A 6,380-nucleotide genomic window follows, 5' to 3' on the forward strand; every position below is an offset into this window, starting at 1 on the left:
GGCCACCGCCACCGGCGCCGCGACCGGCACGGGTGCCGGCTTCGGCGGCACGATCGGCGCGGGCGTCTCGGGCAGGATGCCCTTGATCACCGGCTCCTGCTTGGCCTTGGCCTTCTCGCGGCGCGTGATGCCGACCTCGTCGTCCGGCTCCTCGATCATCGAGTAGCTGACCTGCAGGTTCTCCAGGCGCGGGTCGTCGTGGCGCAGGCGCTCGAGCTTGTAGTTCGGCGTGTCCAGGTGCTTGTTCGGCACCAGCAGCACGGTGATGCGCTGCTTCAGCTCGATCTTCGTGATCTCGGTGCGCTTCTCGTTCAGCAGGAACGAGGTCACCTCCACCGGCACCTGCACATGCACGGCGGCGGTGTTGTCCTTCATCGACTCTTCCTGGACCATGCGCAGGATCTGCAGCGCGCTGGATTCGGTGTCGCGGATGTGGCCGGTGCCGTTGCAGCGCGGGCAGGTGATGTGGCTGCCTTCGCTCAGCGCCGGGCGCAGGCGCTGGCGCGAGAGCTCGAGCAGGCCGAACTTGCTGATCGAGCTGAACTGCACGCGGGCGCGGTCCTGGCGCAGCGCGTCGCGCAGCCGGGTCTCGACCTCGCGGCGGTTCTTCGACTCTTCCATGTCGATGAAGTCGACGACGATCAGGCCGCCCAGGTCGCGCAGCCGCATCTGGCGCGCGATCTCGTCGGCGGCTTCCAGGTTGGTGCGGGTCGCGGTTTCCTCGATGTCGCTGCCGCGCGTGGAGCGGGCCGAGTTCACGTCGACCGAGACCAGCGCCTCGGTGTGGTCGATCACGATCGCGCCGCCGGACGGCAGGTTCACCGTGCGCGAGAACGCGGTCTCGATCTGGTGCTCGATCTGGAAGCGCGAAAACAGCGGGGCGTCGTCGCGGTAGCGCTTCACACGTGCGGCCGATTCCGGCATCACGTGGTTCATGAACTGCATCGCCTGGTCGTAGATGTCGTCGGTGTCGATCAGGATCTCGCCGACATCCGACGTGAAGTAGTCGCGGATCGCGCGGATCACGAGCGACGACTCCTGGTAGATCAGGAACGCACCCTTGCCGCCCTGCGAAGCGCCGTCGATGGCGGTCCACAGCTTCAGCATGTAGTTCAGGTCCCACTGCAGCTCGGCGGCGCTGCGGCCGATGCCGGCGGTGCGGGCGATCAGGCTCATGCCCTTCGGGTACTCGAGCTGGTCGAGGTTTTCCTTCAGCTCCTCGCGATCCTCGCCCTCGATGCGCCGGCTCACGCCGCCGCCGCGCGGGTTGTTGGGCATCAGCACCAGGTAGCGGCCGGCCAGCGAGACGAAGGTGGTGAGGGCCGCGCCCTTGTTGCCGCGCTCTTCCTTCTCGACCTGGACCAGCAGCTGGTCGCCTTCGCGGATGGCGTCCTGGATGCGCGCGTTGCGCACGTCGGCGCCGTCGCGGAAGTAGTTCTTCGAGATTTCCTTGAACGGCAGGAAGCCGTGGCGGTCTTCGCCGTAGTCGACGAAGCAGGCCTCGAGCGAGGGCTCGACGCGCGTGACGACGGCCTTGTAGATGTTGCCCTTGCGTTGCTCGCGGCCTTCGATCTCGGTCTCGAAGTCCAGCAGCTTCTGGCCGTCGACGATCGCGAGGCGACGCTCTTCGGGCTGCGTCGCATTGATCAGCATGCGTTTCATGTGCGCTCCTTCGCCACCACCGCGCCGTGTTGTGCGCGAGTGGCAGCCACTCAACATGCCGCCTCTGAAACTTCAGGGGCGACTCATCGATGCACGAGAAACGTGGATGAACCGGAAGGAATCGCCCTGGACTGCGTTGACGCGGGATCGATCAGTGGATCGGCCGGTCAGGCAGCGTTGGCGCATGCGAGACAGCGGGCGCTGCGGGGCACGAGGCCGGTGTTCGAGGCTCGACCCCGGCACGGCCGGCCAGCGCAAACCCGCAGGCACGAGGCCGGGGTACGGCGCGCAAGGCACACGGTGGGCAGTGGTGGGGGGTGGGTGCCGGGAACATGTTCCGCAATGACTGCTGGACGCGGGAAGGAGGCTGAAGATCAAGGGCCGCCGCCGGTAGGCGAGGACCCCGCTTCGATGTCTCCTGCCTGGAAACCTTTTTGACAGGGGTTCGTTCTTTGTTTCTCTGCCATGCCGGGCTGCGTGCCGCCTCGTCGCATGGGGACGGGGCCTACCGCAAGCCGGGCATGTTGCATCACCTGTTGGCCGGACCCTCGGGCCCGACCACCACCGCTGCCGTTCGTGCCGGTTCAACGTCATCGACGTTAAACTCAGAAAAATCAAACACTTACGACAACAACGTGGTGCAACGCATTATAGGGGCCAAAGCAGGTCGGCCGGCAAGCACCGCGGTGAGGGGGCCGGCCGAGGCGGCTGCGCCGGCCGTCCAGACGGTCGAGATCGATGAAGGCTCCGAGGGCCAGCGGCTCGACAACTTCCTGATCAAGCTGCTGAAGGGCGTGCCCAAGACCCACGTCTACCGCGTGATCCGCTCGGGCGAGGTGCGTGTCAACAAGGGGCGTGCCGCCGCCGACACGCGGCTGGCGATCGGCGACCGGGTGCGCGTGCCGCCGGTGCGCATGGCCGATCCATCGGCGGTGCCGCCCGCACCGGCGCGCGAGTTCCCGGTGGTGTTCGAGGACGATCACCTGATCGCGCTGAACAAGCCGGCCGGCGTCGCGGTGCACGGTGGCAGCGGGGTCAGCTCCGGCGTCATCGAGCAGCTGCGCCAGGCGCGGCCGACGGCGCGCTTCCTCGAGCTGGTGCACCGGCTCGACAAGGAAACCTCCGGCCTGCTGCTGATCGCGAAGAAGCGCTCGGCGCTGGTCGCGCTGCAGGAGCAGTTCCGCAGCCGCGAGACCGGCAAGACCTATGCGGCGCTGGTGATCGGTGCCTGGCCGGCCTCGCGCAAGGTCATCGACGTGGCACTGCACAAGTTCCTGACCGGCGAAGGCGAACGGCGTGTGCGCGCGGTCGACGAGGACAACGAAGATGGCCGTCGTTCCATCACCTTGGTGCGCATCGCGCAGGCCTACGCCGGCTTCACGCTGCTCGACGTGACGATCAAGACCGGCCGCACGCACCAGATCCGCGTGCACCTGGCGCACGAGGGCCACCCGATCGCCGGCGACGAGAAATACGGCGATTTCGCGGTCAACAAGGCCCTGGCGCGCGGCGAGGCGGTGCAGGGCGCGCGCTTCGAGCGCATGTTCCTGCATGCGCGGCGGCTGCGCTTCGAGCACCCCGCGAGCGGCGAGGCCATCGAACTCGAGGCGCCGTTGCCGGCAGAATGCAGTGCATTCCTCCAGAGCCTGCCGTCATGACCCGTCCCCGCCAGTTCGACCTGATCGCCTTCGACTGGGACGGCACGCTGTTCGACTCGACCACGCTGATCGCGCGCTGCATCCAGGCGGCCTGCGCCGACGTGGGCACCGTGGTGCCGAGCGACAAGGACGCGAGCTACGTGATCGGCCTCGGGTTGGCCGAGGCGCTGCAGCATGCCGCGCCGGGCCTGAGCCGCGACCTGTACCCGGCGCTCGCCGACCGCTACCGCCACCACTACTTCGCGCGCCAGCACGAGATCGTGCTGTTCCCCGGCACGCTGGAGATGCTGGCCGCGCTGAAGGCGCGCAACCACTGGCTGGGCGTGGCCACCGGCAAATCGCGCCGCGGGCTCGACGAGGCGCTGCGCACCGCCGACCTGGCCCGCCATTTCGATGCCACCCGCACCGCCGACGAAACTGCATCGAAGCCGAACCCGCAGATGCTGTTCGAGCTGATGGCCGAGCTGGACGTCGCGCCCGAGCGCACGCTGATGATCGGCGACACCACGCACGACCTGCAGATGGCGGTGAATGCCGGCGTGGCCTGCATCGGCGTCAGCTACGGGGCGCACGAACCGGACGCTTTCGACAGCTACGCGCCGCGCTTCGTCGCGCATTCGGTGCCCGAGCTGGGCGAATGGCTGGACCGCCATGGCTGAGCCGGTGTTGCCACCCTCACCCCTGCCGCCGCTGATGCCCGAGCCGGCCGCGCGGCGCCACCTGTGCGCCGCGGCGCAACTGCCCGAGAAGGGGCAGGCGCTGGTGTTCGACGTGCTGCAGTACCGCGAGCCGACGCGCGCCTTCGCGCTGCGCTTCGAGGGTCGCGTCGTCGCCTACCTGAACCGCTGCGCGCACGTGCCGGCCGAGATGGACTGGCAGCCCGGCGAATTCCTCGACAGCGGCCGCGAGTTCATCCTGTGCTCGATCCACGGTGCGGCCTACGATCCGCTGAACGGCCGCTGCGTCGCCGGGCCGTGTGGCCGCGGCAAGCTGACGGAATTGCGTGTCGAGGAAGAGGCCGGTGAGGTCTATTGGTATCCTTCGCGCGACATCCAACCCGCCTTCGAAGACTGAACGAAGGCCGCCGAAAGCCCTGCATGAATCCGCACGACGAGTTGCCCTCGCCCGACGCTGCCGCGCCTGTTCCTCCTCCTGCACCCGCCCCCGTGGTGGCGGCCGCTCCTGCCAAGCCGTCGGTGGAAGAGACCGTCGAGGAGCTGGCCCGCGCCTTCTTCAAGGACCGCCGCAGCGATCGCCGCTGGAAGCTGTTCTTCCGCTGGAGCTGGCTGCTGGTGTTCGCGGTCATCGCCTGGGCGCTGCTGACGGCGCGCAACCACGCGGCCACGCCGAGCGGGCCGCACACCGCGCTGGTCGAGGTGCGCGGCGAGATCGCATCCGACACCGAGGCGAGTGCCGAGCTGCTGGTGGGCGCGCTGAAGAATGCGTTCGAGGACGAGGGCGCCCAGGCCATCGTGCTGCGCATCAACTCGCCGGGCGGCAGCCCGGTGCAGGCCGGCATCATCAACGACGAGATCCGCCGGCTGAAGGCCAAGCACCGGAAGAAGGTGTACGCGGTGGTCGAGGAAACCTGCGCCTCGGGCGCGTACTACATCGCGGTCGCGGCCGACGAGATCTATGCCGACAAGGCCTCGATCGTCGGCTCGATCGGCGTGCTGATGGACGGCTTCGGCTTCACCGGCGCGATGGAGAAGCTGGGCGTCGAGCGCCGTCTGCAGACCGCGGGCGAGAACAAGGGCATCGGCGACCCGTTCTCGCCGGTCAGCGAGAAGCAGCGCGCCTACACGCAGGCGATGCTCGACCAGATCCACCAGCAGTTCATCGGCGTCGTGAAGGAAGGCCGCGGCAAGCGGCTGAAGATCGGGCCGGACACCTTCAGCGGCCTGTTCTGGAACGGCCAGCAGGCGCTCGAGATGGGCCTGGTCGACCACCTGGGCAACCTCGACATGGTGGCGCGCGAGGTCGTGAAGGCCGAGGAGGTGATCGACTACACGCCGCGCGACAACGTCGCCGAGCGGCTGGCCAAGCGCTTCGGCGCGTCGATCGGCGCCGGCGCGGTGCGCGCGCTGCAGAGCACGCTCAACCTGCGGTAGCCTGCCCTGGGGCGCCGGCGCCTCAGGCCAGCATGCCCTTCTTCTCGATGAACGCCACCACCTCGGCGAGGCCGGCGTTCGTCTTCAGGTTGCTCATCACATAAGGCCGGTTCGGCCGCATGCGCTTCGTGTCGGCCTCCATCACCGACAGATCGGCACCGACGTGCGGCGCGAGGTCGGTCTTGTTGATCACGAACAGGTCGCTCTTCGTGATGCCGGGACCGCCCTTGCGCGGGATCTTCTCGCCGGCCGCGACGTCGATCACGTAGATCGTCAGGTCGCTCAGCTCGGGGCTGAAGGTGGCGGCGAGGTTGTCGCCGCCGGACTCGATGAACACGATGTCGGCGTCGGGAAACTTGCCGAGCATCCGGTCGACCGCCTCGAGGTTGATCGACGCATCCTCGCGGATCGCGGTGTGCGGGCAGCCGCCGGTCTCGACACCCATGATGCGTTCGGCTTCCAGCGCGCCGGCCACCGTCAGCAGGCGCTGGTCTTCCTTCGTGTAGATGTCGTTCGTGACGACCACCAGGTCGTAGCGCTCGCGCATCGTCTTGCACAGCATCTCGACCAGGGTGGTCTTGCCGGAGCCGACCGGGCCGCCCACCCCCACGCGCAGCGGCGGCAGTTTCTTCGTGCGGTGGGGGATGGTGTGCAGTGCGGCGCTCATGGGGGAATCGGTTCGTCCGGGGAGTCGGGGCGAACCGAGTGTAGTGCCGGCCGGGCGCTCAGCCTTTCTTGGCCGGCGGCTTGCCGCCTTGTCCGCCGCCCTGCCCACCCCCTGGCGGGCCGCCGGCCGGGCGCAGCGCGAGCACGTCGCCGATCTTCTGGCAGGTGCCCGAGATGGTCTCGCCGTTGCGGCCGGCGAAGCTCGCGGCGGCGCCTTCGGCCTTGCCGTTGCACGCGGCGATCGCCTCGGGCGGCGGTGCCGGCGGCTTGCCGCCTTGCGATG

At 68.6% G+C, this 6,380-nt stretch carries 7 protein-coding genes; 4 read left to right on the forward strand and 3 right to left on the reverse strand.

All coding sequences use genetic code 11. From position 1 onward, the window contains the following. A partial coding sequence (locus AC1D1T_RS29015; protein WP_477992988.1) for an Rne/Rng family ribonuclease occupies positions 1-1,662 on the reverse strand: 1,662 nt, incomplete at its 3' end. Between the two features lie 686 nt (positions 1,663-2,348). Between AC1D1T_RS29015 and AC1D1T_RS29020 the strand changes: the two genes are divergently transcribed. The 4 genes from AC1D1T_RS29020 to AC1D1T_RS29035 are packed head-to-tail and all read left to right on the forward strand — an operon-like array spanning position 2,349 to position 5,431. Then, the gene (locus AC1D1T_RS29020; RefSeq protein ID WP_477827477.1) at positions 2,349-3,320 is read left to right on the forward strand and encodes an RluA family pseudouridine synthase; all 972 of its coding nucleotides are present in this window, start codon (positions 2,349-2,351) and stop codon (positions 3,318-3,320) included. Then, on the forward strand, positions 3,317-3,979 hold the full coding sequence (locus AC1D1T_RS29025) for an HAD family hydrolase (protein WP_477827478.1): 663 nt from the start codon (positions 3,317-3,319) through the stop codon (positions 3,977-3,979). The genes AC1D1T_RS29020 and AC1D1T_RS29025 overlap by 4 nt, the downstream gene beginning before the upstream one ends. Positions 3,980-3,986: 7 nt before the next feature. Continuing rightward, entirely contained in the window at positions 3,987-4,394 is a 408-nt protein-coding gene (locus tag AC1D1T_RS29030) for a Rieske (2Fe-2S) protein (protein ID WP_477827479.1), read from the forward strand. A gap of 23 nt (positions 4,395-4,417) precedes the next feature. Beyond that, positions 4,418-5,431: a S49 family peptidase gene (locus AC1D1T_RS29035; protein ID WP_047499916.1), complete on the forward strand. Its 1,014-nt coding sequence runs from the start codon at positions 4,418-4,420 to the stop codon at positions 5,429-5,431. 22 nt (positions 5,432-5,453) lie between these two features. Here the strand turns inward: AC1D1T_RS29035 and ureG are convergent, their stop codons facing one another. Next, positions 5,454-6,098: an urease accessory protein UreG gene (gene ureG / locus AC1D1T_RS29040; RefSeq protein WP_047499922.1), complete on the reverse strand. Its 645-nt coding sequence runs from the start codon at positions 6,096-6,098 to the stop codon at positions 5,454-5,456. A gap of 58 nt (positions 6,099-6,156) precedes the next feature. Further along, the coding region (locus AC1D1T_RS29045; protein ID WP_477992989.1) for a hypothetical protein at positions 6,157-6,380 on the reverse strand (224 nt) is incomplete at its 5' end.

It is taken from the genome of Rhizobacter sp. P2_H3 (assembly GCF_056403355.1).

Bases quoted from the DNA above. Each gene is read 5' to 3' on its own strand.
- AC1D1T_RS29025 (WP_477827478.1), top strand. From the start codon at position 3,317: ATGACCCGTCCCCGCCAGTTCGACCTGATCGCCTTCGACTGGGACGGC.
- AC1D1T_RS29035 (WP_047499916.1), top strand. From the start codon at position 4,418: ATGAATCCGCACGACGAGTTGCCCTCGCCCGACGCTGCCGCGCCTGTT.
- ureG (WP_047499922.1), bottom strand. From the start codon at position 6,098: ATGAGCGCCGCACTGCACACCATCCCCCACCGCACGAAGAAACTGCCG.